Source organism: Johannesbaptistia floridana, assembly GCF_057440575.1.
Genome location: NZ_JALKVM010000134.1, coordinates 1 through 2,761 on the forward strand (window position 1 = coordinate 1; position 2,761 = coordinate 2,761).

General features: G+C 39.8%; 2 protein-coding genes. Both read left to right on the top strand.

The genetic code is table 11. The features are described 5' to 3' along the window. On the top strand, positions 1-773 hold a 773-nt coding region (gene iscB / locus MW688_RS09440; protein WP_486735718.1), incomplete at its 5' end, for an RNA-guided endonuclease IscB. Between the two features lie 72 nt (positions 774-845). Beyond that, the gene (locus tag MW688_RS09445; RefSeq protein ID WP_486735719.1) at positions 846-2,540 is read left to right on the top strand and encodes a hypothetical protein; all 1,695 of its coding nucleotides are present in this window, start codon (positions 846-848) and stop codon (positions 2,538-2,540) included. The last annotated feature ends 221 nt before the right edge of the window (positions 2,541-2,761 follow it).

Sequence of the window (2,761 nt, forward strand, 5' to 3'; positions counted from 1 at the left end):
GGGTCGAATACCAACAAGGGACATTATTTAATTACGAAGTCAGAGAATATTTATTAGAAAAATGGCAACGTAAATGTGCTTATTGCGGTCTTTCTAATGTTCCTTTAGAAATAGAGCATATTGTTCCAAAATCTAAACAGGGGTCAAATCGTGTCACTAATTTAACTATTGCCTGTAGAGACTGTAATCAACAAAAAGGGAATCAAGACATTAAAGATTTTCTTTCTCAAAAGCCAAGTATCTTAAATAAGATATTGAAACAATGTAAGCAACCCCTGAAAGATGCTACTGCTGTTAATTCCACTCGTTGGGAATTATTTAATCGTTTAAAAGCATTTGGTTTAGATTTAGAAACAGGTTCAGGAGGTTTAACTAAATACAATAGAACTAAACGAAATTTACCTAAAACTCATTGGTTAGATGCTGCTTGTGTAGGCAAATCAACACCGACTAAAATTAATATCGAAGTTAATAAACCTTTGATTATTACAGCTACGGGTCGAGGTGTACGTCAAATGGTTAGAGTTGATAAATATGGTTTTCCTCGAACTTCGGCAAAATTAAGACAAAAACAATTCTTTGGATTTCAAACAGGGGATATTGTCAAAGCGGTTGTAAGTAAAGGGAAGAAAATAGGAACTTATGTCGGTAGAGTAGCAGTCAGAAAAACAGGTAGTTTTAACATTAAAACTGCTAACCAAACAGTTCAAGGTATTAGTCACAAATACTGTAAACCTATTCACAAAGCGGATGGATATAACTATGCAACATAAATTATGTCCCTCATTTCCTCTCATCGCTAACCTGATGAGAGGTTTAGCGAGAGTCTCCATGAGGGCGGAAAGATGAAAAAATATAAAAAATTAGCAGCAATTATAGCGACAGGTTTAATCATCCTTCTATGTTGGAGAGGAGAGAGTGTTGCCATAGCTGAAACTGTAAACGACAGCTTAGGAAAGAGAATTTATGTAACTACAGAGATAGATGGAGAACAAAAAGGCACTCTACGCTGGGCAATCAATCAAGCTAACTCAGACGAGGAAAAAGTAACAATAGACTTAACAAAGGTTAAAAAAGCGATTGTCTTAGAGGAAGAGTTACCAATAATAACAAAAGACATGACAATAGAGGGAAAAGAAAATACAGTAATTAGTGGGAATAAACGTCACAGAGTATTCCAGATCAAAAATGGTAATGTCAACCTGAAAAATATAGCAATTATCGACGGACTAGCGAAGGGAAGTCAAGGGCAAAATGGGAAAGGAGGGGGAGCTGGAATGGGTGGAGGTTTACTAATGGAAGGAGGAAAAGTAAAGTTAGCCCAAGTAACATTTATGGATAATCAAGCAATTGGTGGAGAAGGAAGCAGTCAAGGAGAAGAGATAGAAGGAGAAGAGAGAGAAGGAGAAGAGAGAGAAGGAGAAGAGAGAGAAGGAGAAGAGAAAAAAGCGATCGCTCAAGAGGGGGGTAAATATTATGTAAACAGAGGGGCAATTGTGGGGATAAATGGTATTAGTTTTGGAGGTAGTGACCCCAAAAAACTTGATTTAGATAGACTCAATATTCATACTAACAATGGCGAATACTTAGCTAATCGTGGTGCCATAGCCGGAGTAAATGGTATTGGGGTAAGTGGGATTGGTGCCATTAGCTTCGCTGGTGGTGGTGGCTTCGGTGGCTTTGGTAATGCTGGTAATGGTGGTAACGGCGGTAACGGTGGTTATAACGGTGGCGATGGTGGCAACGGTGGTAACGGTGGCGATGGTGGTATTGGCTTGTTTGGTCCTTTTGGTACCGTTGATGGTATTGGTACTATAGGTAATATTAGTTTTGGTGGTGGTGGTGGATTTGGTGGCTTTGGGAATGCTGGTAATGGTGGTAATGGGGGGAATATTTGCAACATCAGTAGTGATAGTTCTGCAAATACTGGTAGTTATGGATCTGGAAATAATCAAGAAGAGGTAGAAGACAATTCATCTGTATCAGAGATACCAGAGGCAGAAGCAACAGAAGAAGAGACACAACCGGAAGTAGAGGTTGAAGTTGACTTAGTTTTTTGTGGTAATGGTGGTCAAGGCGGAGATGGAGGTAATGGAGGCTTTGGCGGTGGTGGTGGTAGTGGTGGTTTAGGAGGTAATGGAGGCTTGATGATTCAGCCAGGAATTCCCGGGAGAGGAGGCTTCGCTGGTGGTGATGGGGGAGTAGGTTTCGGTGGCGGTGGCGCTGGCTTAGGAGGTGCTATTTTTATTAAATCTGGTGTTTTAATGCTAGTTGATACTAGTTTTATTGGCAATATGGCGATCGCTGGTCAAGGTATAAATCCCGGTTTAGGGAAAGGAGGGGCTATTTTTATGGTAACGGAGGATTTGAAATCTCAATCTGGTGCAGTAGAAACAACCCAAGTGGTTTTTCTAGAGAAGTCACCGAAGTTTCAAGGAAATCTAGCTACTGATGCTGGTAATTTACCCAATGATAATCATGATATTTTTGGTGATGTTATAGCAGAAGGCAGAAGGCAGGAGGCAGGAGGCAGGAGGTAAATGCTTACAGGACAAGGGGTTTGGCTTTCCTTCTTCTTCTAAGCAACTCTTTCTTTGCTATAAAAATAATATACTAAGAATTAGATGTAATTATAAAATAATTAACGGTGCGTTACATTTCATTAACGCACCCTACAGTCTGCTGGGTTTCTTTTGAAAAAAGTGCCAAGTATAGCAAGCTCGCAAATAGATGTTTACAGTTATCATGAAAAGCCCCCCTT